Source organism: Parafannyhessea sp. LCP19S3_B1, from assembly GCF_052121955.1.
Taxonomy (GTDB): domain Bacteria; phylum Actinomycetota; class Coriobacteriia; order Coriobacteriales; family Atopobiaceae; genus Parafannyhessea.
On record NZ_JBQKDH010000008.1, the window covers coordinates 117,356 to 141,323 of the forward strand.

Annotated in this window: 19 protein-coding genes and 1 riboswitch; of the genes, 7 read left to right on the forward strand and 12 right to left on the reverse strand. The window is 68.1% G+C overall.

Features of this window, described 5'->3' with window-relative positions; translation table 11 throughout:
• Positions 1-103 precede the first annotated feature (103 nt).
• Positions 104-1,786 carry an isopeptide-forming domain-containing fimbrial protein gene (locus tag ACTQWE_RS05840; RefSeq protein WP_441856486.1) on the reverse strand — a complete coding sequence of 561 codons (1,683 nt, stop codon included), beginning with the start codon at positions 1,784-1,786 and terminating at the stop codon, positions 104-106.
• Complete coding sequence (locus ACTQWE_RS05845) at positions 1,773-4,436, reverse strand: DUF7601 domain-containing protein (protein ID WP_441856488.1); 2,664 nt, start codon at positions 4,434-4,436, stop codon at positions 1,773-1,775. Before ACTQWE_RS05845 ends, ACTQWE_RS05840 begins: the two co-directional genes overlap by 14 nt.
• A gap of 596 nt (positions 4,437-5,032) precedes the next feature.
• Positions 5,033-5,117: riboswitch (ZMP/ZTP riboswitch) on the forward strand.
• A gap of 74 nt (positions 5,118-5,191) precedes the next feature.
• Between ACTQWE_RS05845 and ACTQWE_RS05850 the strand changes: the two genes are divergently transcribed.
• The 5 genes from ACTQWE_RS05850 to ACTQWE_RS05870 all read left to right on the forward strand — a co-directional run bounded on the left by ACTQWE_RS05850 (position 5,192) and on the right by ACTQWE_RS05870 (position 9,329).
• Positions 5,192-5,842 (forward strand): IMP cyclohydrolase, encoded by a 651-nt coding sequence (locus ACTQWE_RS05850; RefSeq protein WP_441856490.1) that lies wholly within the window; start codon positions 5,192-5,194, stop codon positions 5,840-5,842.
• Positions 5,843-5,924: 82 nt separating this feature from the next.
• The gene (locus ACTQWE_RS05855; protein ID WP_441856492.1) at positions 5,925-7,103 is read left to right on the forward strand and encodes a phosphoribosylaminoimidazolecarboxamide formyltransferase; all 1,179 of its coding nucleotides are present in this window, start codon (positions 5,925-5,927) and stop codon (positions 7,101-7,103) included.
• A 153-nt stretch (positions 7,104-7,256) separates the two neighbouring features.
• Complete coding sequence (locus ACTQWE_RS05860; protein WP_441856494.1) at positions 7,257-7,838, forward strand: NUDIX hydrolase; 582 nt, start codon at positions 7,257-7,259, stop codon at positions 7,836-7,838.
• Positions 7,839-7,846: 8 nt separating this feature from the next.
• The gene (locus ACTQWE_RS05865; RefSeq protein ID WP_441856496.1) at positions 7,847-8,683 is read left to right on the forward strand and encodes a putative ABC transporter permease; all 837 of its coding nucleotides are present in this window, start codon (positions 7,847-7,849) and stop codon (positions 8,681-8,683) included.
• A 7-nt stretch (positions 8,684-8,690) separates the two neighbouring features.
• Complete coding sequence (locus tag ACTQWE_RS05870) at positions 8,691-9,329, forward strand: SOS response-associated peptidase family protein (RefSeq protein ID WP_441856497.1); 639 nt, start codon at positions 8,691-8,693, stop codon at positions 9,327-9,329.
• 911 nt (positions 9,330-10,240) lie between these two features.
• Here the strand turns inward: ACTQWE_RS05870 and ACTQWE_RS05875 are convergent.
• The 4 genes from ACTQWE_RS05875 to ACTQWE_RS05890 form a co-directional block, all read right to left on the reverse strand.
• Complete coding sequence (locus ACTQWE_RS05875; protein ID WP_441856499.1) at positions 10,241-10,936, reverse strand: 2-phosphosulfolactate phosphatase; 696 nt, start codon at positions 10,934-10,936, stop codon at positions 10,241-10,243.
• A 57-nt stretch (positions 10,937-10,993) separates the two neighbouring features.
• The gene (locus ACTQWE_RS05880) at positions 10,994-11,752 is read right to left on the reverse strand and encodes a lysoplasmalogenase family protein (RefSeq protein WP_441856501.1); all 759 of its coding nucleotides are present in this window, start codon (positions 11,750-11,752) and stop codon (positions 10,994-10,996) included.
• Between the two features lie 101 nt (positions 11,753-11,853).
• Complete coding sequence (locus tag ACTQWE_RS05885) at positions 11,854-12,369, reverse strand: nitroreductase family protein (protein WP_441856502.1); 516 nt, start codon at positions 12,367-12,369, stop codon at positions 11,854-11,856.
• An 11-nt stretch (positions 12,370-12,380) separates the two neighbouring features.
• Positions 12,381-14,513 carry a cation:proton antiporter gene (locus tag ACTQWE_RS05890; RefSeq protein WP_441921414.1) on the reverse strand — a complete coding sequence of 711 codons (2,133 nt, stop codon included), beginning with the start codon at positions 14,511-14,513 and terminating at the stop codon, positions 12,381-12,383.
• Positions 14,514-14,738: 225 nt separating this feature from the next.
• Between ACTQWE_RS05890 and ACTQWE_RS05895 the strand changes: the two genes are divergently transcribed.
• Entirely contained in the window at positions 14,739-15,896 is a 1,158-nt protein-coding gene (locus tag ACTQWE_RS05895; protein WP_441856506.1) for a CobW family GTP-binding protein, read from the forward strand.
• Position 15,897: 1 nt separating this feature from the next.
• Complete coding sequence (locus ACTQWE_RS05900) at positions 15,898-16,404, forward strand: nitroreductase family protein (protein ID WP_441856508.1); 507 nt, start codon at positions 15,898-15,900, stop codon at positions 16,402-16,404.
• Between the two features lie 135 nt (positions 16,405-16,539).
• Here the strand turns inward: ACTQWE_RS05900 and ACTQWE_RS05905 are convergent, their stop codons facing one another.
• The 6 genes from ACTQWE_RS05905 to ACTQWE_RS05930 all read right to left on the reverse strand — a co-directional run bounded on the left by ACTQWE_RS05905 (position 16,540) and on the right by ACTQWE_RS05930 (position 23,745).
• Positions 16,540-17,217, reverse strand: coding sequence for a class I SAM-dependent methyltransferase (locus tag ACTQWE_RS05905; RefSeq protein ID WP_441856510.1), 678 nt, complete (start codon positions 17,215-17,217; stop codon positions 16,540-16,542).
• 2 nt (positions 17,218-17,219) lie between these two features.
• The gene (larC, locus tag ACTQWE_RS05910) at positions 17,220-18,563 is read right to left on the reverse strand and encodes a nickel pincer cofactor biosynthesis protein LarC (protein ID WP_441921416.1); all 1,344 of its coding nucleotides are present in this window, start codon (positions 18,561-18,563) and stop codon (positions 17,220-17,222) included.
• Between the two features lie 2 nt (positions 18,564-18,565).
• Entirely contained in the window at positions 18,566-19,360 is a 795-nt protein-coding gene (larB, locus tag ACTQWE_RS05915; RefSeq protein ID WP_441857231.1) for a nickel pincer cofactor biosynthesis protein LarB, read from the reverse strand.
• A gap of 149 nt (positions 19,361-19,509) precedes the next feature.
• Entirely contained in the window at positions 19,510-20,697 is a 1,188-nt protein-coding gene (locus ACTQWE_RS05920; RefSeq protein ID WP_441857229.1) for an iron-containing alcohol dehydrogenase, read from the reverse strand.
• Between the two features lie 339 nt (positions 20,698-21,036).
• Entirely contained in the window at positions 21,037-22,074 is a 1,038-nt protein-coding gene (locus ACTQWE_RS05925) for a D-2-hydroxyacid dehydrogenase (protein WP_441857227.1), read from the reverse strand.
• Positions 22,075-22,131: 57 nt separating this feature from the next.
• The gene (locus ACTQWE_RS05930; RefSeq protein ID WP_170103713.1) at positions 22,132-23,745 is read right to left on the reverse strand and encodes a peptide chain release factor 3; all 1,614 of its coding nucleotides are present in this window, start codon (positions 23,743-23,745) and stop codon (positions 22,132-22,134) included.
• Between the last annotated feature and the right edge of the window lie 223 nt (positions 23,746-23,968).

Here is a 23,968-nt window from a genome sequence, read left to right on the forward strand (position 1 = left end):
GACGCCCGTCGTTTTTTGTCGAACGTCGGCTTTCCTGCTTTCACACGCGGGCGAAGGCGACGCCTCTCACCCGCAAGGTTTCACTTCTGATTTGTGTACGGCGTCACTTGCGATCCCCGCGCCTTCCGCGCCGGCGTGACGCCGCAACAAGGGCCACGCCCGCCACGGCAAAGGCCGCCGCCAGAGCAAGCGGAGCGGTGTCGCCGGTCTTCGGCAGCCCAAGCAAACCACCGATCGTGCGGCCGCCATTCGTGCTGCCGCCAGTCGTGCCGGGCACGCCGTCGTTCAGCACGGACACGGTCGCAAGCGACGTGTCCTCCGCAACGCCGTCCGCGCGCAGCGGGTTCTGTGCGCTCACGGTCAGCACGGGGTGTGCGCTGGTAACCTGATCCACGTCGAGGCCCGTCACCTTCAGCACCAGCCTTCGCATACCCGAGAAGGGCGTGTGCCCCTTGGGAGCGGACACCTCCTCTACCGCAAACGTCCCGCCGTCCACGCCGGAGGCCGTGACCGTGCCGTCGCTTCCCGTCGTGACGGTCGCGTCGTCCATGGTCCACGTGCCGTCCTGGGTCAGGTGCCGTCCGCGGTCATCCATCACGCGCAGCACCGCGCCGGAAAGCGCCCTGCCGCTCGCGGAGTCGCGCTTCACTAGCCGAACGTCCCAGCAGTACGCGATGGCACGCGCCTCCGTGGTCTCGCCCTCCCCCTCCGCATGCGGGGAGCTCGGGTAGTGCAGGGTCGTGACGTTCAGGTTGCCGCCCGCCGCGCCGTGCCCGGCGTCGGAGTCCAGCGGCGCGTCGTACGTCACGAACACGGAAAGCCCACCGTCCGCGCTCACGCCGTGCCTCGCCGCAGAGCCCAGCACGTCTGTCACCCTCACGTCCAGCGTGGCCGCGCCGTCGGCAGCCGCGACGTAGTCGCAGGCGAACTCGCCCGCGTCCAGCCTCGCCCAACCGCTTGCGGCGCCAGGCTCCGCGCCCTTGCGCCACGCCTCGGCGCCCGACGACGCAACATAGACGCGCACGTCCTCCGGCTTGCTGATGCCTGCGGCCAGAGTGTCGTGAAACGTCACGTGGTAGCTGTCGTACGCCAACGCGATGGCCGGCACGTGCGCCTCCAGGCGCCAGTCGAGCGCGTCTCCCACCGTGGCGTCCGCCACCTTGCCCCAGACGTCGTCCGAGTCCTCAAGCACGCTCTTCTCGACGGTGGGAACCGCGGCCTTCGTGGTGGCGGTCGCCTTGCCGCCGCCCACCGCCACCAGGATCGCGGCGGAGGCGGCCTGGCCGGCGCCCACAGCTTCGGGGTCACCCATCACCAGCCAGTAGCCCGCGGCAAGCCTCGCGCTCTTGCCCGCCGTGACGGGGCTAAAGTCCGCGCCGGCAGCGGCAAGCCTGGCCGCCACGACGGCCGGCACGCTTCCCGCGGAGGGCACCGCGCCGGCGTCGCCCGTCACGTGGTCGTGCAGCCAGTCGGCCGCGTCCTGGGCGGTGGCTCCGGCATAGGACGCGTCCGCGGACGCAATGGCGCCCTCGACGGCCGCCTTCGCGTCGGCGCTCGCCCACGCGACGTTCGAGACCACCTTGCCGTCTGCCCCGTCACTCACGTCCGCGTCAAACAGCTGGTACGCCCTCAGCGCCGTCGACGCGCCGTCCGTCGCGCTCACCTCGAGGCTTCCGGTCTGCCCTGCCGCAAGCGCCCGTCCGGGCGCCGCGAGCGAGAAGGTCGCGGCCACCAGGGCAGCCAGCATGACCACGGCCGCACGAGTCATCCTCCTAGTCACGGCCATCGCCCCCCTTCCCGGCGGCCACCCTGCGAACGTGCAGGTATCCGGCCGCAAGCGCAAGCAGCGTCGCGCCTATCGCATACGTGGCGCCCACGCCGCCCTCGCCGGTGAGCGGCAGCGTGATGGTTCGCAGCGTGTTCGTGAACGTGACCTCGGCGGTCTTGTTGTGCTCGATGGCGCCGGTCGCGTTCTTAAAGCTGGACTCGTAGCCGGACGCCACCTCCTCGGTCACGGTGTAGCCCGTGCCCTCGGGCAGGTCCGTGGCGGTCGCACTTTCGTCCTTGCCCAGCTGCACCGTGGCGACGCCGTCCTTGAAGGTGAGGTCGCCATACGTGCCGTTGATCTTCTCGCCCGCGCCCGTGAGCTTCACCGTGAAGGTGAACTTGCGGCTGGGGTCGTGCTTCTCGCCGTTGACGCGCTTCGTAATCTTGAGCGAGCCCGTGCGGAGCTTGTTCGTGACCGTCGCGCTCGCGCCGTCATGGTCGAGTGTGCCGGACTCGCTCCCATACGAAACGTCGTAGCCATCGTGCTCACCCTCGGCCACTGTGTATTTGTAGCCGGACGGGACGCCCGCGACCGTGATGCGCTGACCGTGTGCGAGCTTGACCGTTGCGGTGCCGTCCTCGAACTTGAGCGTGCCGCTCGCAGGCGCCTGCACGCCGGTCGCGTCGCTTGCGACGGAGCCCGTGTACTTGTAGCTTCCGGAGGCCGCTTTGCCGTCCGCCTCCTTCAGCGTGATGGTGACGGGGAACTTCTTGTCCTTGTCTGCGGCTTTCCCCACGACCGTCTTCTGCACCGTCAGGCCATACAGCCTGGTGTTCGTGAACGTCGCAGTTGAGGTCTTGTCAGTCTCGATGGTCCCGGTGTCGCCTTCCTTGGCAGCGGCATAGTTGTCATACGCCTCTTCCGTCACGTCGTACGTGGTGTCGTTGGGAAGGTGGAGCGCGGTCTTTGTCGCGCCATCCGCGAGCGAGAAGGTCGCCACGCCGTCGTTGAATGTCATGTCGCCGTACGTGCCGTTGAGCTTCGCGCCAGCGCCCGTGAGCGTCACGGTGAACTCGAAGCTCGCGGAGGGGTTCTTCTCGCCCTTGACCGTCTTCTTGACCTCGAGCGTGCCCTCCTTCGCGCGCCTCGCGGTTGTCGACGCAGAGACGTTCGTCGTGTCGATGACCGCGCCGATCATGTGCTGGAACTTCTTGCCGTCGGACGCCGTGCCGTTCTCGGGGTTCGGCGTGTATTGACGGTACTCCTCCAGCCACGTGAGGGTCGCCTTTGCCGTGACCATGACGTCCTTTGTGGGATACGCGTCGGCCACAAGGTAGAACTCCGTACCCGCCGTCACGACGGACGCGGGTGTGCCGTTCGCCGTCTGCGCGGAGATGCCGGCAGGCACGGTGATCGCATAGCGGCCGTTGAAGTTTGCCCCCTCGCTCACCACGAGGGCCCCGGTCTTCCACTTGTCGGTCTGCGGGTCGTACGCAAACCCGACGTCGCCGGATATGCTGACGACGCCGGCATCGGGCTCGGCGCGCAGGACCTGGTCCGCCGTCGCATAGTTCAGGAGCTTGAGCGCAAGTCTTTTGCCCAGCACATCAGAACTGTCGCTCTTGAGGTTATTGTTCTCGATGCCATAGTCGCCAAGCACCGCCCACACGGCATACTGTGTCGCATCGTATGCCTGCTTTTCCGTTACGTAGTACTCGCCTGAGTGCTCTGAGTCATACATCCCGAGCGGGGTTGTTTGGTATGTGTCGGCCCACGCGAGACACAGGGCGGCCTGGTAGAACGAAAGGGATCTGATGTCATTCGACGTATGGCCTGACGGAGTTTTTCTACCCGTGCGGTAATAGTCGAATTCGTCCTGTATGAACGTGATTAGCCTGTTGATGTTCACGGTGTTGTTGTTCGTATAGTCGCTGTACGAGAAGACCGCGTCTCCAAGGCTGCTGGCGAAATCGGACCGCAGCCATGCGGGCGGGTCCAACAGAGCATTGAACTCCTCCACCGAGATGCCCTTTGCCTGGGACACGACTTCATACATGTTGAGACCGTTGTACGGATAGCCCGCATAGAGAATGGCCAGCAGTTTGTTCATGCAGGCCTCGTACTCCGCCTCTGACTTGAACTTGTCTTTCGTGAGGTAGCCCTGGTAGTAGTCAGGCGCCGTAAAGGAGCCCGTATCGTGCGGCCAGTGGGACAGGTTGTTCATGCAATAAAGGATGATTCGCCTTGAAGTGTCATCATTCGGCACGCTATATGTCCAGTGGATATCGGTTTTGGGGTCGTATTGGATGCGCTCCAGCAGGACGCCAGCCGCGGGATCCGTCGCAGCAAGGTCCGTCAGCAGCGCGCCCGCACCCGCAGAGGAGGCTGCGTCACCCTGGCCATCGGATGCGTCCCCGTCTGAGGAGGAGCTGTCTTCCTGGCCTTGGGCGTCGGCAACGGCCGCCTCGTCCTTCTCGCCCGCGGCATCCCCCGCGGCACCCGTCGCCGGGCCGTCCGTGCCGAGCGCTTCGCCGGCCTCAGACTGGGCCGCGACGTCCGCACCGGAGGTCTCGAGCGCCGCTGCCGGCACGATGCGCGCCGCAACCAGAACGAGCGCCACTGCCGCGATGGCCAGCACTGCCAGGAGCCTTCTTCTGCTTCGCTTCATCTCACGCCCCGTCACCTAATTGACACTTAACAAGAATCATTTTTGTTTTGTACTTTACAGGAGGTGGTTGGTGACTTTCGAGCTCGCTTTTCAGACGCGAAACATTCAGCTTTTACATCGTTTGCTTCAAATTGCCACAAATGTGCATAGAATTTGCGAACGTAGGCTAAACGTGTGCGTATGTATCGGTTATTTTGCGTTTGGTCATCTTTTTTGTCTTTCTGTAACACTCTTTGCTTTGCACAGGGCATCCATAAAGCTGATATTTGCGCACCGACAGCTCTTTTTGGCACACCAAGGACTGAGTCAGCACAGCGCGACGATTCGCCCTTCTCGCTTTAGAGAATCAATGTGTGAACCACTTTCTGACAGATTGCACTTCTGTCAGAAAGTGGCGGCGCAAGTGGGACAAAACGTGGGAAAAGGGCCTCCCGGGGCGTCACTATCTGACAGATCGCACTTCTGTCAGATAGTGGGAATCACCGGCAGGGGCGACCCGGGCGGCGTCGCCACCCTCGTGAAAAACCGCGGGACATCGCAGGCGACGGCAAGCCCGGCGGCGCAACCCCCGCGGCACCGTGCTACAGTAGTGGGCAAGAACGCGCTGTTACTGACGGATAATCGTGGGCTACCACGGGGAAGCAGCGTGAGACAAAACCGCCGACCGTCTGGGCAAGCGCATTCCGAAAGGGGTGCCTTGCCCTTGTGCGTTTTGGGGCTGGCTCCCTTGGACTGCGCCAAGAGAAAGGGAGACCATGCAGGACCTGCTCGAGCTTTTGCGCAACAACCCCTACCCCGGCCGCGGCATCGTCGTGGGCAAGGGCCGCGTCTACTACTGGATCATGGGGCGCAGCTCCAACAGCCGCAACCGCGTCTTCACCAAGACCGACGACGGCATCATGACCGAGGCGCACGACCCCTCGAAGCTCGAGGACCCCAGCCTCATCATCTACCACCCCGTGCGCACCATGGGCGACGCGCTGGTGGTCACCAACGGCGACCAGACGGACACCATAGTGGAGAAGAACAGCTTCCGCGACGGATGCATGGCGCGCAAGTTCGAGCCGGACGGTCCCAACTTCACCCCGCGCATCAGCTGCATCGTGAACGCGAACGGCAGCTTCGAGCTGTCCATCCTGAAGGCGGAGGACCACGGCAGCGCAGACGGCGGCCGCTGCGTGCGCGAGTTCTTCTCGTACGAGGGCGCCGACGAGGGCCGCGGCTACTTCATCAGCACGTACCAGGGCGACGGCAATCCGCTGCCCAGCTTTGCCGGCGAGCCCGTCGAGGTGACCATGCCAGAGCCGGACGAGGTCTGGGCCGCGTTGAACGCGGACAACAAGGTGAGCCTGTACACAAACGTGGGCGGCGACGTCCGCCTGTTCAACAAGAACCTAGGCGACTAGCCCCCGCACGCAAGGCCCGCACCGCGCCCGGCCGGACGCACCCGCGCCTGCCGGCGCACAACCCCACAACGAGAGGAACACCATGAACGAGCTGCAGCTCAAGTACGGCATGAACCCCAACCAGAAGCCCGCGCGCATCTTCATGAAGGACGGCTCGGACCTGCCCGTCAAGGTGCTGCAGGGCCGCCCCGGCTACATCAACTTCCTGGACGCGCTCAACTCTTGGCAGCTGGTGCGCGAGCTCTCGCGCGAGACCGGCATGCCGGCCGCCGCGTCGTTCAAGCACGTGAGCCCCGCCGGCGCCGCCGTGGGCAAGCCGCTTTCCGAGACCGACAAGAAGATCTACTTCGTGGACGACGAGGGCGAGCTCTCGCCCATCGCGTGCGCGTACATCCGCGCACGCGGCGCGGACCGCATGAGCTCGTACGGCGACTGGGCGGCGCTTTCCGAGCCGTGCGACGCCCGCACGGCGCGCTACATCAAGCACGAGGTGTCCGACGGCATCATCGCGCCGGGCTACAGCCCCGAGGCGCTCGAGATCCTTGCCCAGAAGAAGAAGGGCACCTACAACGTGGTCCAGATCGACCCCACCTACGAGTGCGCCCCCACCGAGACGAAGGACGTCTTCGGCATCACCTTCGAGCAGGGCCACAACTTCTTCCACATCAACAAGGACCTGCTCACGGACGTCGTCACCAAGAACAGGGACATCCCCGAGGACGCGAAGATCGACATGATCGTGAGCCTCATCACCCTTAAGTACACGCAGTCCAACTCCGTGTGCTACGTGAAGGACGGCCAGGCCATCGGCGTGGGCGCCGGCCAGCAGAGCCGCGTCCACTGCACGCGCCTTGCCGGCAACAAGGCAGACACCTGGTACCTGCGCCAGCACCCCAAGGTCCTGGGCCTCAAGTTTGTGGACGGCATCCGCCGCGCCAACCGCGATAACGCGATCGACGTCTACATAAGCGACGAGCACGACGACGTCCTGGCCGAGGGCGAGTGGCAGAAGTGGTTTGCCAAGAAGCCGGAGGTCCTGACCCGCGAGGAGAAGGCCGCCTGGATCGCCACGCAGACCGGCGTGACCCTGGGCTCCGACGCGTTCTTCCCGTTTGGCGACAACGTGGAGCGCGCGCACAAGTCCGGCGTCAGCTACATCGCGGAGCCCGGTGGCTCCATCCGCGACGACAACGTGATCGAGACGGCCGACAAGTACGGCATGGCCATGTGCTTCACCCACATGAGGCTGTTCCACCACTAGGCGACGCCACGGGCGAGAAGGGCGCGTCCTTCTCGCCCGCGTGCGCTTCTTGCCCGCGTGCGTCGCGCGTCCGCAGTGTAGAATGTCTGGTCAGACAGGCGTGGCCGCCCGCGCGGCCGGCCACGGGCAACGCACGGCGAAGGCGAGAAGAGCGTGGAAGAGCGTATCGACATCTACGACGAGGACGGAAGGCCCACCGGCCGCACCATGGCGCGCAAGGGGTCGTTCCTGCACGAGGGCGAGTACATGCTGTACGTGCTCGCCATCATCGAGAACGCGTCCGGTCGCTACCTCATCACGCAGCGTGCGCGCGACAAGCGCTGGGCGGCCGGCTGGTGGGAGGTCACCGGCGGCGGCGTGATGGCCGGCGAGGCATCGGCCGCGGCCGTCGTGCGCGAGGTGCGCGAGGAGACGGGACTCGACGTTTCCGCGGAGCCGCTCGCGCCCGTGTGGCGCTACCGCAACGTGGACCTCACGCGCGGCGACAACTACATCGTGGACATCTACCACTTCCACCTGGACTTTGACGAGGGGGACGTACGCCTGCAGCAGCGCGAGGCCATAGGTTGCCGCCTGGCCACCCGCGCCGAGGTGGACGAGCTTGCGCGCCAGGGCGTGTTCCTGCACTACGAGCGCCTGCGCCAGGCGCTTTCGGCCGAGGCCCACGGCGCCCCCGCGCCCGCCCCGCTTGGCGCACCGGCCACCGCGCCCGCCGCGCCCGAGGACCGCTCCTAGGGGGCCGCATGGACATCTGCAGCTACGTGGCATGGTTTGGCCTGTTCAGCGTCCTGGGCTGGGTGTACGAGTGCACCTACTGCGCCATCCGCACCAAGCGCTGGGACAACCGCGGGTTCCTCTTTGGGCCGGTGTGCCCCATCTACGGCTTTGGCGTTTCGGCGCTTCTCATCGTGGCGCAGGCCCTTGGCTCCTCTGGCGTGACGAGCTCCAACGTGCCGTGGTGGCAGGTGTTCCTATGTGCCACCGTCGGCAGCGCCGTGCTGGAGTACACCACCTCCTACGTGCTGGAGAAGTGCTTCCACGCGCGCTGGTGGGACTACTCCAACGTTCCGCTCAACCTCAACGGCCGCATTTGTCTGCCGTTCGCGCTCTGCTTCGGCGCTGTGGGCACGCTGCTGTACTACTTCGTGTGCCCGCTGCTGGGAGGCGCCTCGGTCTCGCTGCCACTTACGGCCTGGGAGGTCCTCGCTCTTCTCACCGTGGGCCTCATGAGCGCGGACCTCGCGCTGACGCTCTCTGCCCTCACGGACGTGACGCAGCGCGTGGAGCGCAGCCGCGCGGACTTCGACGCCGTGATGGAGACGGCCGTGGACGACCTTGCCTCTGGCCGCCGCCCGCTGGGCGCCGATCTGGAGGCGGCCGCGCACCGCACCGCGGAGGAAATGTCGCTGGTGCAGCGCCGCACGCTCAAGAGCATCCGCAGCTACACCAACGAGCGCCGCGAGGAGGGGGCCGCGCGCCTGCGCCGTGCCGTCGCGCGCGTCGAGAGCGAGCGCCGCGCCCGCAGGCACGCGGGCAACGCGGACGGCGCAGTCAACACGCCTACCCACGGCGACAGGTAGGCTCGCCATGTGCCACAGGATGTCCCCGCTGCTTTTGCGCGAGCTGCAGGAGGGACTCAAGTACATGCAGGTCACAGGCCGCGCGCACGTACCGCGGCGCGACCCCTCCATCGTGGTGCCGGACGCGTACCCCGGCTCGCAGGTTCCGCTCTTCGTCCCCAGCGACGACGGGTCTCTTTCTGCCGCACAGCTGACGTGGGGCTTTCCCTCCCCCGCACAAGGCGGACGCACGGTGTTCAACACCCGGATAGAGACGGCGCTACGTCAGGCGACGGACGGACGTGGCATGTGGGCGGAGCCCATCGAGCACGGACGCTGCATCGTGCCCGTTCGCGCGTTCTTTGAGTGGTGGACCCAGCCAGGTGCCCCGCGTACCAGCGCGGATGGCGACGCTCCGGGCAGGCGCGGCCGCCGCCCGCAGGTGGCGTTCCGGCTGGCCGGGCATCGCATCTTCCTCATCGCGTGCGTGCGGCAGGGCGAGCGCTTCTCCGTGGTCACGACGGAGCCAAACGCAAGCGTCGCGTCCGTGCACAACCGCATGCCACTCGTGCTGGGGCCTGGCGAGTCGAGCGTCTGGCTGGGCGGCGATTGGCCGAGCCTTGCCGACCGTAGCGCCATCCGGCTCGATCGCGAGCCGTGCGAATAGCTTCGGACGGGGAGTCGGAGCGATTGACCAGCAAGTGAGATGCGACCGGTCGCATTCCCCAGCTGCTCGCAAAGAAATCGCGCGAGGGTTTTCCGCCCATGGGATGACGAGGCAGAGAACACGGCCAACAGCATAGGTTCCCACATGTGCCGGGGCGCCCGGCGCCGGTACACTCCTGGGCCGAGTTTGCAGGGGCGGCGTAAACTCGGGCCCCACGAGTACGGGCGGCGCCCGGAGCCGGTACACTTCTACCGCGAGTTTGCAGCGGGTCCGTAAACTCGGGCCTCACGAGTACGAGTGGCGCCCAGAGCCGGTACACACCTGTGCCGAGTTTGCACGGTTGCACGAAACTCGGGCCAGACGAGTACCGGAAGGTGCCCCCGCGGTACACGCCTGGCCCGAGTTCGCGGGAGGCCTGCAAACTCGGGCCTCATGTGTACGGGGGGCACGCCCCGCCGGTACACGTGTGGCAGAAACGCACGGGATCCCGCAAACTCGCGGCCGACGTGTGCCATAAGAAATCAAACCATGGCAGGAACTCGCCCATGTGTACCGGAAAATGCAAACTCGGGCCAGACGTGTACCATGAGGAATTAGTCTAATCCCACATAACATGAGGTAGATGAGCTGCGCGATCAAAGTCTTAACGAACGACCCGGTACACGTCTGACAGTTCCTGACATGGTTCAACAAATGATGGCACTCGTCTGACCCGAGTTTGCGAATTCTCGTCAAAAGCGCGCCCATGTGTACCGGCCCGGTACACGTCTGCCGCGAGCTTGCACGCTCCCAGGAAACTCGGCCGCGACGTGTACGGGCGTGTCGACTCGGGGCTCACGTGCACCGACGGCCGCCGCCCGCGCCGCCGGCAGCACCAGCACCGACGCCGCGCCGCACGCCGGCGCCCGCCCCTACAGGTCAAGCCGCGTGTTCACCAGCCGGCCGTCGCCGTCCTTGCCCACGCGGATCACAAAGTCAAAGCGGTCGCAGTCCACGCAGTACGGAAAGTCCGCCGCGGGGTACTGGGGCTGCTCGGGGTCGAAGAACTTCGCGCCCGCGCCGTCGCGCAGCGCCGCGGCCTTCGCCGCGACATCGAAGCCGTCGCCCTGCCCCTTCAGCAGCTCCTCTATGTAGCGTGCGCACAGCACGTCCTCGTCCGCGCTCGTGACGCCAGCCGTCCCCATCGCCACGATGGAGACCTCGCGCGGGTCGCGGCGCCCGATGTACGTGGCGACGGCGCGCGCGTTCGCAAGGCTCCCCGTCACGATCTCGTCCGCACCCGTCGCGTTCACGATGCCCTGCGTGCCGGCGCTCGTGGTGTGGATGCACGTCCTGCCCGTCAGGTCCACGCCCGCCACCTGCGATGGAGAGTTGCCAAAGTCGAATCCCTCCACCTGCCAGCCGCCGCGCTCGCCAAAGCACAGCCAGTCGGGGTGCGCCGCCTTCAGGGCGCGCGCCTCTTCCACGGACCCGATGGGATAGATCTTCTTAGCACCCTGCGCAAACAGGTAGCACTCCAGCGTGAACGCGCGGAACACGTCGATCACCACCGTGAGCCCCCGCGCCTTACGCGCGCCGTCCACAAGCTCCAGAACCCTCACGTCCATTGCGGCCACCTCCATGCCATTGCCACAGCGTACTGTAGCGCAACCGCGCCGGGTGCGCTACGCCGCAAGCACCAGGCTCAGCGCGATGAGCGACTGCCCCGCGTAGTACGTGCCCAAGCTCGTCGCGCGCAGGCGAGGGCTGTCCAGGCCGCCAAACGTGTTCACGGCCAGCATCACGTCGGAGGCGAGAAACGCCGCCGTCCCCACGGCAAGCGCCAGCCACGATGCGGCGGTACCCGGCCACGCAGCCGCGCCCACCGCGGCCGTCGCCCCACCAGGGACGCCGGCGACCGCCCCCGCCGCGGTAAAGCCCACCACGGCGGACGTCACCGCAAGGTATGCGCCGCCCGCCGCAAGCTCCGCCGCGCTCTGCACGCGGATCCTTGGCAGCACGGCCGCGTCCACCGCAAACGCAAGAGCCACGGAGGCCGCCGCGCCCCACGTGCGGCAGCCGCACGCCGGCACCACGGCCGCCAGGTATGCAAGGTGGCCGAGCAAGAACGTCACCGCGCCCACGTTGAACAGCAGCCTCTTGCGCGACGGCAGCACAAAGCGCAGCGCATGCAGCACGTCGCCCACCGCGCCCAGCGCAAGCCCCAGGCACATGGACGCGGCCGGCGCCACGCGCGCCGCATCGCGGCCGGCGAGCGCGAGCTCGGCCCTCAGTCCCAGGCCGCCCACCAGCACAAACGCCAGCGCCGCACAGCCCTTAAGCACCGCGGCGCGCCCATACGCGCCCGCACGGTCCGCCCGCACAAACAGCGCCTGAAGCACGGCACCGGTCGCCACCAGGGCAAAAGCCAGCAAGATCGTCACGTCATCCCCCAAAAACGGCCGTCGCCCCGGCGAGAAGAACGGCCTCCGCCATCGGCGCCCGCTCGACACCGGGACGGCACCCTAAAGGACGGGGCTGCACCCTATCGGTAGTCCACCAGGTCTTCCAGGGGCTTCCGCTTCCAGTGCAGGTGCGCCGGGTGCGCCTCCGCCGCGGGATAGCCCACGTCCAGCGCAAGCACCACGCGCTCCGACTTCGGCAGTCCCAGCATCGCGGCGACGCGCGCGTTTGGCAGGTAGTTGCACCAGCACGTACCCAGCCCCAGCTCCGTCGCCTGCAGCATGGCGTACGTCGCCGCTATGCTCACGTCCTGCTGACCAGAGTGGATGCCCTCCTCCAGGGGGTTCTTCCAGTCCTCGTCCACGTCGTAGGTGAAGACCAGCACCACGGGCGCGCCAAAGCGCATGGTCGTCAGCTCGTCAAACGCGGCAAGCGCCTCCGGGCTCCGCAGCGCGTGCACGCGCCACGGCTGCAGGTTCTTCGCGGTGGGCGCCACGCGCGCCGCCTCCAGAACCTGGTCGAGCTTGCCCTGCTCCACCGGTCGCTCCGAGTACTTCCTTATGCTGCAGCGCCGAAGCGCCAGATCCGCAAACGCCATGCCCTTCTCCCCTATTCCTCGCTCATCTGCAGCAGGTACACGTCCTCGCGCAGCTCGCCCGCCACGTGCCGGGACACCTGCCCCTCCGCCTGAAGGCGTGCTATCACGTCCAGCTCTATCCTCAGCGCCGTCGCGTCCACGTCGCGGGCGTACTCGCGGGCCTTCGCAAGGTGCTCGCCAAAGCGCGGCGCAAACTCGTGCGTAAGCAGATTGTACGGCAGCGCGTACGCCTCGTCGGAGTCCACGGGCACGTCGCGACCGTAGTTGAGCCAGCTCCACAGCGAGCGCAGCAGCTGCTCGTGCGTGTCCCTGCGAATGCGCGCCGCCTTTGCCTGCGCCGCGTCGCCCGTGGCAATCACCTCGTCAAAGTAGTCCAGGCTCGCGTACTCCAGCTCAATCGCATAGATGCAGGCCTGGCCAAACACGCGCGCGAACTCCTCGTCGTCCGGACGCCCGTCCGGACGCGCCACGTGCGCGGATCGCCGCACGAGCGTCGCCGCGGCCGCGCCCAGCGCGTGCCCACGCGGCACCACGCCCTCCATGCGCCCCTGGTAGCCAACCAGGTGCCGCACGAAGCGCAGCCAGCGTACGTGCTCCTTCCAGTCCTGCTCTGAGCGCGTCCGCACGTGGCGCGCGTGCAGCCGGTTGAGCGTCTGCGCCTGCCGGCGAAACTCCTCGCGCTCCACGGCGCGGTTCGCGTCCGCCACGTCCGCGTCTTCCAGCCGCTCCGTCGCCATGCGCATCTGGTAGCGGTCGAGCACGAAGCGCACGGCCGGTGCGTGGTCGGCGTCCGGCTCCTCCTCCAGCATGCGCGCGAGCTCCGCCGCGGTCCCCTCAAGCACAGCCATGGTGGCGCGCCTGCGCTCCCGCCCAAGCGAGCCGTCGTCCGCCGGCTGCGGGGCCAGGCGCGGCAGCGCGGCGTCCGCGGCCAGAAGCGTCACAAGGATCACGCCGGCCGCAAGCGTCACCAGAAGGTCGCGTCCCACAAACGGCGCGCCGCCCTCCACGGTCGCAGGCAGCGTCATCGCAATGGAGAGCGTCACGGCGCCCTTCGCGCCCGCGACGGTCGTCACCAGCGCGTCGTGCAGCGCGGACCCGCTGCGGCCGCACAGGCTTTCGCCGCGCCTGCGGTGCGCAACCTCAAGCGCGTACACCCATAGCAGGCGGCACAGCACGCTCGTGGCCGCGACGGCCAGGATCACGCCCAGCACCTGCGCGGGAACAAGCCCGTCCGCAAGGCCCGGCGCCGCCACGTGCGGCAGCTGCATGCCCAGCAGCACGAAGACGGTGCCGTTTATAAGGAACGACACGACGGACCACAGCGAGCCGGACACCAGCGACCTGCGCGCCTCGAACGTGGAGTGAAAGCGCGGACGCGACGCAGCCATAACGATGCCGGCGGCCACCACTGCCAGTATCCCGCTCACGTGCAGCGCCTCCGCCACCAGGTACACCAGAAACGGCGCCAGCAGCTCGTACAGCGCGTGCGACGTCACGTCCTCCAGGCCAAGGTCCTCCAGCAGCCTGATGACGGCAGAGAGCGCCACCCCAAGCAGCGCGCCCGCCGCGATGCCGCCCGCAAACAGCACCAGAAACGTCCCGGCGGCGCTCGCGAGCGAGAAGGACCCGGTCACCGCGGCCGCGACGGCAAACTGGAACGCGACGACGCCGGACGCGTCGTTTATGAGCGACTCGCCCGAGAGGAGCGTCGTCTGCCGGTCGCTCAGGTTCACGGAAGACTTCAGCGCCGTCACCGCAGCGGCGTCCGTGGGGCCCAGGGCCCCGCCCAGGGCGAACGCCGCGGCAAGCGGGATGCTCGGCACCAGCCAGTGCAGCACGTAACCCACCGCGAGCACGCTCGCCACCACCAGCCCCACCGCGAGCGACAGTATGTCGCCGCGGCTCTGCCACAGGCGGCGCGGGTCCACCTCGCGGGTCTCGTTAAACAGCAACGGCGCTATGAACAGCACCAGGAAGAGCTCGGACTCCACCCGCGCCTCGCGCACGCCGGGCACCAGCACGGACGCGGCCAGGCTCAAGATCACCTGCAGCACGGGAAGCGAGACCTTCTCCACCACGTGGTCCAGGACCGAGGACAGCCCCACGCACGCAAGCACCACCAATATGAACTCGAACTGCTCCAAGGGACCTCCCACGCGTTTTGTCGGCATGCCGGAAGAAGGACGGCCCGCCGCCCTGCCGTTGAGGAAACTATATACGAGGCGGGCCGGCGCCCACGCGCGCGGCGCAGGTGGTTACGTGTATTGAACGTGAAACCACCATGCGAGGCCGCCCTTTTGGGTACGAACCCCTAGACTGCAACCGACAACAAACCGCCCGGCGCCGCCGGGCCCAAGCGAGGAGGGCACATGCCCCAGTCCAAACCCGTCAAGATCGTGATGCTCACCGGCTACCTGGGCGCCGGCAAGACCACCATGCTCAACAACATCCTGGCAAACGACCAGGGCATCCGCGCCGCCGTGATCGTGAACGACATCGGCGAGGTCAACGTGGACGCGAGCCTCATCAAGGAGGGCGGCCTCAACCAGACCGACAGCCTCATCCCGCTCACGAACGGCTGCATCTGCTGCACGCTTTCCGACGACCTCGCGAAGCAGCTGGGCGGCATCGCGGCCTCCGGCGACTTCGACTACATCATCATCGAGGCGTCCGGAATCTGCGAGCCCATCCCCATCGCCTACACCATCAGCGCGTTCTGCGACCAGTCCAAGTACGAGGGCAACGCCCCGCTCGACCTGGACAACATCGTGGCCGTCGTCGACTGCGCGCGCATGTACGACGAGTTCAACGGCGGCAAGGACCTGCTCGAGGACGACATCGACGAGGACGACATCGAGTCGCTGCTCATCCAGCAGATCGAGTTCTGCTCCACGCTGGTCCTCAACAAGACCGACCTCGTGAACCCCGACCAGATCGCGGAGCTCAAGGCCATCGTCCGCAGCCTGCAGAAGGACGCCGTCATCGTCGAGGCGGAAAACGGCGAGGTCCCCATGGACCAGATCCTCAACACCGGCCGCTTCAGCTTCGAGCGCGCCTACGGCTCGGCCGCGTGGATCGACGCGATGGAGCACCCGGAGGAGCACGAGGACCCGGAGGTCCTGGAGTACGACATCGAGACGTTCGTGTACCACCGCCGCAAGCCGTTTGACGTGGACAAGTTCAACGAGCTGCTGCAGAACTTCCCGGACGAGATCATCCGCACGAAGGGCACGTTCTGGGCGCAGCAGAACCCCGACATGTGCTACGTGTTCGAGCAGGCCGGCCACCAGGTTCGCCTGAACGAGAGCGGCCTCTGGGTCGCCACGGCCCCGGAGGAGGAGTTCAAGCGCATCATCGCTGAAAGCCCGGAGATTATGGACGGCTGGGACCCCGAGGTGGGCGACCGCGAGAACAAGCTCTGCATCATCGGCCGCCACATGGACAAGGACGACATCGTCGCAAAGCTGGACGCGTGCCTGACGGACTACGTCCCGGAGGACGACGACTACCCCGAGGACGGAGAGTAGCGTGGGCGCCCTCGACACCATGTACCGGCGCGCGAGCGTCAGGCGCTTCACGGGCGAGAAGGTCACGTCGTTCGAGGCGGAGGCTCTTCTCCACGCCGCGATGGCGGCGCCCTCGGCAGGCAACCAGCAGCCGTGGGAGTTCTACCTCGTATCAAGCGAGGACGTCCGCGCGTCCCTTGCGCAGGCCTCTCCGTACGCCGCACCCGCAGCCGGCGCGCCACTCGTGATCGTGCCGTGCTTCAGGCAGAACGTGCGCTTCCCAGAGTGCGCGCCGCTCGACATGGCCGCCGCGGTGCAGAACCTGCTGCTCGAGGCCGTCGACCTGGGGCTTGGCGCCGTGTGGATGGGCGTCCACCCCGTGCGCGAGCGCGAGGAGAAGGTCGCTGCCGCGCTTGATCTGCCGCAGGACCTCACGCCGTTCTGCATGGTCGCGGTGGGGCATCCGGACGGCACGGTCACACCCCACTGCGCGGAGCGCTACGACGAGAAGCGCATACACGCCGTGTAGGAGGTCCCTCCCACCCCCGAGCGGGCACCGCCCTCACGATCCCCAACCTCAAAGGCCATCCCACGGCTGCGATCCGCGTGGGATGGCCTTCTCTTTTGCATCGTTGCGAAGTCCACGAGGCTTCTTTGGCGCGACCTACAGCTGAGCCGGCACCAGAACGTCGTAGCGCACGGCCTTTCCCGCAATCTGGTACGCCGGCTTTACCCCGGCCAAGAACGGACCCTTGAGCGGGCGCTTCACGACCACCTTGCGCGGCCGCGCCCCAATGGCCGCCCGGAGCATGGACGCCTCGTCCTTCTCGGGCGTCTGCAGCCGCTGCAGCAGTTGGGCCTTCTTCTTTACGGAGGCGCTCTTACGGCGCTCGGGGAACATGGGGTCAAGCAGCACCACGTCCGGGCGGGCGGAGGCGTCCGCGTCCGCAAGCGCGCGCAACGCCGCCACGCTGTCGCCGCGAACCAGCGTCATGCGCGCCACCACGGGCGAAAGCTCCGGCACGGCGGCCGCGCGCTCCAGGGCGTCCGCAAGCAGCGCGGCGATCACGGCGTCGTGCTCGTACAGCGTCACGTCGAAGCCCGCCGCGGCCAAAAGCAGCGAGTCCTCGCCCATGCCGGCCGTGGCGTCCACGGCGCGCGGGTGGTCGCAGCCTCGCACGCGCGCGGCGCGCACCAGCAGCTCGCGCGACACGTTCGCCGGGCGCAGGCGCCTGAGCTCGCGCGTGAAGTCGCCGCACATGGAAAGGCCGTCTGTTGCCACCAGGGTCAGCGCGCCGTCCACGCGCTCGAGCGCAAGGCCGTCCGGAAGGTCGAGCGCCATCGCTACTCCCCCGCCGGCGCGGCCGCGAGCACCACGCGATACGCCTCTTGGTACGGCACGCCGGCGGCCTCCGCAAGCGCCACGACGGAGTCGTGCTCCGGGTAGGCGCGCTCCGCGCCCGAGGGCAGCGTCACGACCTTGACGCGCGCCGTCCCCAGCGGCGTCTGCACCTCTGCCATGCGACGCGGCAGGGCCGTGCGCTCCACCGGGTGCCGGCGCACGCCGATGGTGGTGGTCTGCTCAAACAGGATGCGCTCCATCGCGGGCACCAAATCCTGCGTGCACAGCACCTCCACCTGGTACGCCGGGCGGTTCTTCTTCATGTACACGGGCACGTAGTGGGCCTCGCGCGCGCCGGCCGAGAAGAGCATGCCCAGCGCGTTGCCGAGAGCCTCGCCCGTGCAGTCGTCCACCTCGGTCTCGAGCTTCACGAGCACGCCCGCACCCGCCGGCATGCCGCCGGCCGCAGCGGGCGCGGCGTCGCGCGCCTCCAGAAGCATCGCCCGCACCATGCTGCGCGGCTCGTACGCGCGCTTGCCGCAGCCGTAGCCCACGGACCGCACGGCATACGCCGCAGGCAGCGCCCCCGCCGTGCGGGCGGCCGCCGCGATCGCCGCGCCCGTGGGCGTCACGAGCTCGCCCTTTGCGTCGCGCGGCGCGAGCGTCAGGCCGCACGCCGCGGCTATGTTCACCACGGCCGGCACCGGCACGGGCAGCACACCGTGCTGCGTGCGCACGCGGCCGTGCCCCTCTGCCAGCGGCCCCACCACGACGTCTGCCGGCCCCAGCGAGTCCATGCACACGGCCGCGGCCACGACGTCCACGATGGAGTCGACGGCGCCCACCTCGTGAAAGTGGACCTCGCCTTCTGGCACGCCGTGCGCCTTCGCCTCCGCCGCGGCCAGGATGTCGAACGTGCGATGCGCGATGGCGCTCGCGCCCGGCGTCAGGCTGCCGGCGTCCACCACGCGCAGCACGTCCGCGAGCGTGCGGTGCTCGTGGTGGTGCTCGTGGTGGTGCTCGCCGTGCACGTGCCCGCGCTCGTGCGCGCCGTCCAGGTCGCCGTACAGGTACGCCATGTCGTGGTCGTGGTTCTCGTGGGCCGCATCCAGCACCACGTCGAAGTCGCAGCAGTCTATCCCGTTCGCCACCTTGCGCGTCACGCGGATCTTGTAGCCGTCCAGGGGCAGGCTCGCGAGCGCGGAGCGCATGGCCTTCTCGTCCGCGCCAAGGTCAAGCAGGGCGGCGACCACCATGTCGCCGCTTATGCCGCTTTCGCACTCCAGGTACAGGGTCTGCGCGGCAGGCGCCGTGGCGCCGCGCGGCGCGATGGGAGACTTTGGCATCGCTACCTCCCCACGTGGTTGATGAGGCTGGCCTGGTAGCCGGCCCCAAAGCCGTTATCGATGTTCACGACGGACACGCCGCTTGCGCAGGAGTTGAGCATGCTGAGCAGGGCGGAGACGCCGCCGAGCGACGCGCCGTAGCCCACGCTCGTGGGGCACGCGATCACGGGGCACGCCGCAAGGCCGCCCACCACGCTCGCAAGCGCGCCCTCCATGCCGGCGACGGCCACGATCACGGACGCCCGCTGGATGAGGTCCGCCTGGGCGAGCAGGCGGTGGATGCCCGCGACGCCCACGTCGTAGGCGCGGCGCACCTCGCTGCCCAGCATCGTTGCCGTGAGGGCCGCCTCCTCCGCGCAGTAGAGGTCGCTGGTGCCGGCGCACGCCACGAGCACGTAGCCGTGGCCGCTGGGCGCGGGCGGCTCGCCCCACGTGCCCATGCGCGCGACCTCGTGGTAGCGGTAGCCCGTCACCATCCGCAGCCCCTGCGCCATGAGGAGCGCGCGCAGGTCGTCGCTCTTCTGCGGGTCCAGGCGCGTCACGATCACGCGCTTTTGTCCGGAGCGCACGAGCTCGCGCATGATGCCCGCGATCTGCCCCGCCGTCTTGCCGGCGCCGTAGATCACCTCGGACACGCCCTGGCGCACGCCACGGCCCACGTCCGGCTTCGCAAAGCCCAGGTCCCGGAACCCGGGGCCCGCCAGCTGCGCCTCGCCCAGGCGCGCGCACGCGTCGTCCACGGACAGACCGCCCGCCGCCACGGCCGCAAGCAGCGACCTCAGCTCTTCTCGCTCCAAAAAGCCACCTCTTCGTCGATGTCGTCGCGTCCCATGATAGCCCTTGGGGCCCGCGGGCGGCGCCGCGCGGGGGGCGGCATCGGCCGCGGCGGAGGCACTTCTCGCCCGGTGGGAGCCTGCCCGACGGGAGCACGCCCGGCGGGAGCCCCCTAGCGGAAGCTCTTCATATATATGGATGCGATGTCCTCGTCCGTCGTGGGGGCGGGGTCTGCCATGAAGAGCCTGGCCATGGTCTCGCGCGCGGTGCGGGCAAGCAGCAGGGCCTCGTCGTGCGTGCCCGCAAAGCCGTAGTCGCTCATGCGCAGGTCGTCCACGCCGCACGCCACCTGCAGGTCGTGCAGGGCGTCCACAAGCTCCTCCGGGCGCGTGGCGTCCGTGCGGCCCAGGGCGCGCGCCATCGCCACCAGGCGGTCGTCGCACACGTGGCGCTCGGCCCAAAAGCCAAAGTACGCCAGGCTCAGCATGGTGAGGCCGGCGCCGTGCGGGAGCCTTGGGTGGAAGGCGCTCATGGCGTGCTCCATGGAGTGCTGCGAGCAGTTGGACGAGACCACCATGGAGTAGCCGCCCATGGTGTTGGCGTACGCCACGTGCGTGCGCGCCTCGAGGTTTGCGCCGTCGCGCACGGCCGCGGGCAGCCACGCGCCGATGCTCCTGATGGCCTCGAGCTGCACCATCTGGCCAAACAGGTTGGTCTTGGTGCTGATGTAGCCCTCCATGTTGTGGAACAGCGCGTCGAAGCCCTGGTACGCCGTGAACTTGGGCGGCACGCTCAGCATGAGCTCAGGGTCGACGACCGCGATCCGGGCGAAGTTGTCAGGCGCGCCGATGCCGATCTTCTCGTGCGTATCCAGCTTGGACACCACGCCGATGGCGTCGACCTCGGACCCCGTGCCCGCCGTTGTGGTGACGGCGACCCACGGCAGGCAGGGCCGCTCGAGCGGCAGGTGCCGGCCGGTGCTTCCCGTGGCGTAGTCCCACAGGTCGCCGGAGGGCTGCGGTGCAAGGAGCGCCATCACCTTCGCGGCGTCCATCACCGACCCGCCGCCGAGCGCGACCACGAAGTCGACCTGGCACCTGCGGGCGAGCGCCGCGCCCTCCTCCACCACCTCCTTGGTGGGGTTCGCGCCGACGCGGTCGAACAGCACCGTCTTCACGCCGGCCTCCGCGAGCTCGTGCGCCGTTCGGTCGAGGTAGCCGTTCGCGCGCGTGGAGCGGCCGTTGGATATGACGAGCATGGCCGTCTTGCCCGGCATGGCCTGCTCGTGCAGGTGAGCGAGCTGGCCGGGGCCAAACAGGACGCGGGTGGGTGCGTAGAGGCTAAAGCTGTCCAGGGGCATGGCGTCAGGTCCTTCCTTGCGTGTGCGGGGCCGCGCGCGGGCGAGGCGGGGCGCGGGCGCGTCTTTTGCGGCCATTCTAGGCGCGCGTGGTTGCGTAAGGTGACACGCGAGGTTTCGGGCAGCTTGTTGTGGTGTTTCGAGTTGTGACGCGAGGACGGCGCTGCCAAGGCCGCTGGCCACGCGCCTCCGTGGCACACGCGATCGCATATCGCGTTATGCGATGGGCAGCAAAACGCTCCTACCTGCGCAAACGCAAATCGACCCCACGTCGCATAACGCGATATGCGAAATGGGATTGGCCGGAAGTGGGGTCGGCCGGTGCGCCGCCCCGGCACGGCACTAGCGTGGCTCGATGTCGAACGCGGATGCGGGCACCAGGTTCCTGAGCGCGGCGCCCGTGCGCAGCGCGCGCAGGTTGTCGCAGCAGATGGCGCAGATGTTGTCCTCCGTCTGGCGGTGGCGGCCGAACGAGCCGCCGGACACGTGCGGCGTGATGGCGCAGCGGGGCTCCGACCAGAGCGGATGGTCCGCGGGCAGCGGCTCCGGCGACGTGACATCGAGCGCGGCGCCGCGGATGCCCCCGGCCGCGAGCACGCCGGCAAGGGCGTCGCAGTCGACGAAGTTGCCGCGGCCCACGTTCACGAGCACGGCGCCCGGGCGCATCAGGCGCAGGCGACGCCCGTCCAGCCAGCCTGCCGTGGCGTCGTTGTTGGGAAGCGCGCCCACCACCACGTCGGCCCTCGCGAGCTCCCCCTCGGCCGCGTCGAGCGTGACCAGGCGGTCGAAGCCCGGACGCGGGCGCGACGCGTCGCGGCAGACGCCGGTGACCTCGCAGTCGAAGCCGCGCAGGCGCCGCGCGACCCAGCCGCCGATGTTCCCCGCGCCAAACACGAGGACGCGGGCGCCGTCGAGCGAGCCGACGGGCCCAAGGTCGCGCCAGCGGTGCAGGCGCTGCTCGTCGCGGTACGCCGGCAGGTTCTGCATGAGGCCAAGCACCTGCGCCACGACGTACTGCGATATGAGCTGGCCAAAGCCGCCGACGGCACAGCACAGGCTCACGCCGGCCGGAAAGGCGACGTCGCTCCTGGTGTACTTGTCCGTCCCGGCCCACGTCATCTGCACCAGGCGCAGGCGCGAGCCGGCGTCCGCCGCGCGGCGCAGCAGGGCGGGCGCGGGCTCGCCTATCACGACGTCCGCCCGCACGAGGGCTTCCACCAGCGCGTCGTCCGAAAGGTCGTAGCGGCCGGAGCATGCGGCCGTCGGCGTGGACGCGTCCGCCGGGCCGTGGCGCTCCACCGTCCAGCCGGGACCCGCCGCGCGCCTAAGCGCCGCGACGTGCTCGTCGCAAAACGGTACGAGGACCAGCAGGCTTGGCATGGCGGCTCCTTACGACGTGGGCGAGAAGGACGCGGGCGGCGCGGCCGCCAGGCGCCCCTAGAACGTGACGTTTCCAAACTCGGACAGCTTGAGCTCGGGATTGCGCTCCTCCGCCCAGTTCACGTTGAACTCGTTCGTGAACAGCAGCAGGCGGCCGCCGCGCATGTCCTCCACGCGACCGGTGTCGCGCGAGAGGTTCAGGCTCGCCATGTCCAGCTCGTCCGGCTTGTTCATGATCCAGCGGATCTCGTGGTACGGCAGCGGGTGGCGGCTCACGGCGACGCCGTACTCGCTCTTCAGGCGGCGCTCCAGCACGTCGAGCTGCAGCACGCCCACGACGCCGACGATCACGCTCTCCATTCCCATGCCAAGCTCGCGGAAGATCTGGATGGCGCCCTCCTGGGCAAGCTCCTCCACGCCCTTGATGAACTGCTTGCGCTTGAGGGTGTCGACCTGCGTGATGCGCGCGAAGTGCTCCGGCGCGAACGTGGGGATCTGGGGAAACTGCACGTGGGGCTTCCCGGCGCACACGGTGTCGCCAATGGAGAAGATGCCCGGGTCGAACAGGCCCACGATGTCGCCGGCGTACGCCTCGTCCACGATGGCGCGGTCGTCCGCCATCATCGAGGTGCCGGTCGCGAGCTTGATGGTGCGGTCGCCCTGCACGTGGTAGGCGCTCATGCCGCGCTCGAACTTGCCAGAGCAGATGCGCACGAACGCAATGCGGTCGCGGTGGTGGCGGTCCATGTTCGCCTGGATCTTGAACACGAAGCCGCTGAACTCGGGCCGGGAGGGCTCGACCTTCTCGCCCGTAAGGACGTCCGTGTACGCCAGGGGCTCCGGTGCAAGGCGCAGGAAGTCCTTCAGGAACGGCTCCACGCCAAAGTTCGTGAGCGCCGACCCAAAGAACACGGGCGTCAGGCGGCCGGTGCGGACGGCCTCGAGGTCGAACTCGTTGTCGGCACCGTCCAAGAGCTCGATGTCGTCCATCAGGGTGCGGTGGTTCTCCTCGCCGATGAGCTCGTCCAGCGCGGGATCGCCCAGCTCGGCCTCGATCTCGCTCACCTTCTTCGTGGCGTTGGCGTGGCCGTCGCCCTCGAACGCGATCACGCGGCGAGAGTTGCGGTCGAACACGCCGCGGAAGTTGCGGCCGCTGCCGATGGGCCAGTTCATGGGGTACGTGCCGATGCCCAGCACCGTCTCGATCTCCTCCGTGAGGTCGAAGGGGTCGCGGGTGTCGTGGTCCAGCTTGTTTATGAACGTGAAGATGGGGATGTGGCGCAGCGTGCAGACCTTGAAGAGCTTCTTCGTCTGGGCCTCGACGCCCTTTGCGCCGTCGATCACCATGACCGCGGCGTCCGCCGCCATGAGCGTGCGGTACGTGTCCTCAGAGAAGTCCTGGTGGCCGGGGGTGTCAAGAATGTTCACGCATTTGCCCTCGTACGTGAACTGCAGCACGGACGACGTGACCGAGATGCCGCGCTCCTTCTCGATGTCCATCCAGTCGGACACGGCGTGGCGCGCGCTCGCCTTGCCCTTCACCGAGCCTGCGGTCTGAATGCTGCCGGTGTACAGCAGCAGCTTCTCGGTGAGGGTGGTCTTGCCCGCGTCGGGGTGACTGATGATGGCGAACGTTCGCCGCGATGCGATCTGGTCGGACAGGCTTGGCATGCATTCTCCTTAGATGGCGTAACCATCGTATTGTACGAGAAGAGCCGCCCCCGCCGCCCGAAAGCCGGGCCTCTCACAATGACGGCACGTTGCCGCGGCCGCGCGCACGCGCCACGTGCAGCGCGAGCCCCACGGCGAGCCCCGCCGCGGCCGGCACCACCCAGCCAAAGCCCCACGCCGCCAGGGCTGTCTCTTATACACATCTGACGCTGCCGACGAATCC

Bases quoted from the DNA above. Each gene is read 5' to 3' on its own strand.
- ACTQWE_RS05925 (WP_441857227.1), bottom strand. From the start codon at position 22,074: ATGCCAAGCCTGCTGGTCCTCGTACCGTTTTGCGACGAGCACGTCGCG.
- ACTQWE_RS05930 (WP_170103713.1), bottom strand. From the start codon at position 23,745: ATGCCAAGCCTGTCCGACCAGATCGCATCGCGGCGAACGTTCGCCATC.
- ACTQWE_RS05850 (WP_441856490.1), top strand. From the start codon at position 5,192: ATGCAGGACCTGCTCGAGCTTTTGCGCAACAACCCCTACCCCGGCCGC.
- larC (WP_441921416.1), bottom strand. From the start codon at position 18,563: ATGCCAAAGTCTCCCATCGCGCCGCGCGGCGCCACGGCGCCTGCCGCG.
- ACTQWE_RS05920 (WP_441857229.1), bottom strand. From the start codon at position 20,697: ATGCCCCTGGACAGCTTTAGCCTCTACGCACCCACCCGCGTCCTGTTT.
- ACTQWE_RS05840 (WP_441856486.1), bottom strand. From the start codon at position 1,786: ATGGCCGTGACTAGGAGGATGACTCGTGCGGCCGTGGTCATGCTGGCT.
- ACTQWE_RS05875 (WP_441856499.1), bottom strand. From the start codon at position 10,936: ATGGACGTGAGGGTTCTGGAGCTTGTGGACGGCGCGCGTAAGGCGCGG.
- ACTQWE_RS05870 (WP_441856497.1), top strand. From the start codon at position 8,691: ATGTGCCACAGGATGTCCCCGCTGCTTTTGCGCGAGCTGCAGGAGGGA.
- ACTQWE_RS05885 (WP_441856502.1), bottom strand. From the start codon at position 12,369: ATGGCGTTTGCGGATCTGGCGCTTCGGCGCTGCAGCATAAGGAAGTAC.
- ACTQWE_RS05865 (WP_441856496.1), top strand. From the start codon at position 7,847: ATGGACATCTGCAGCTACGTGGCATGGTTTGGCCTGTTCAGCGTCCTG.
- ACTQWE_RS05905 (WP_441856510.1), bottom strand. From the start codon at position 17,217: ATGGCGCTCGACCTTCCGGACGGCCTTGCGCTCGAGCGCGTGGACGGC.
- ACTQWE_RS05845 (WP_441856488.1), bottom strand. From the start codon at position 4,436: ATGAAGCGAAGCAGAAGAAGGCTCCTGGCAGTGCTGGCCATCGCGGCA.
- ACTQWE_RS05855 (WP_441856492.1), top strand. From the start codon at position 5,925: ATGAACGAGCTGCAGCTCAAGTACGGCATGAACCCCAACCAGAAGCCC.
- ACTQWE_RS05895 (WP_441856506.1), top strand. From the start codon at position 14,739: ATGCCCCAGTCCAAACCCGTCAAGATCGTGATGCTCACCGGCTACCTG.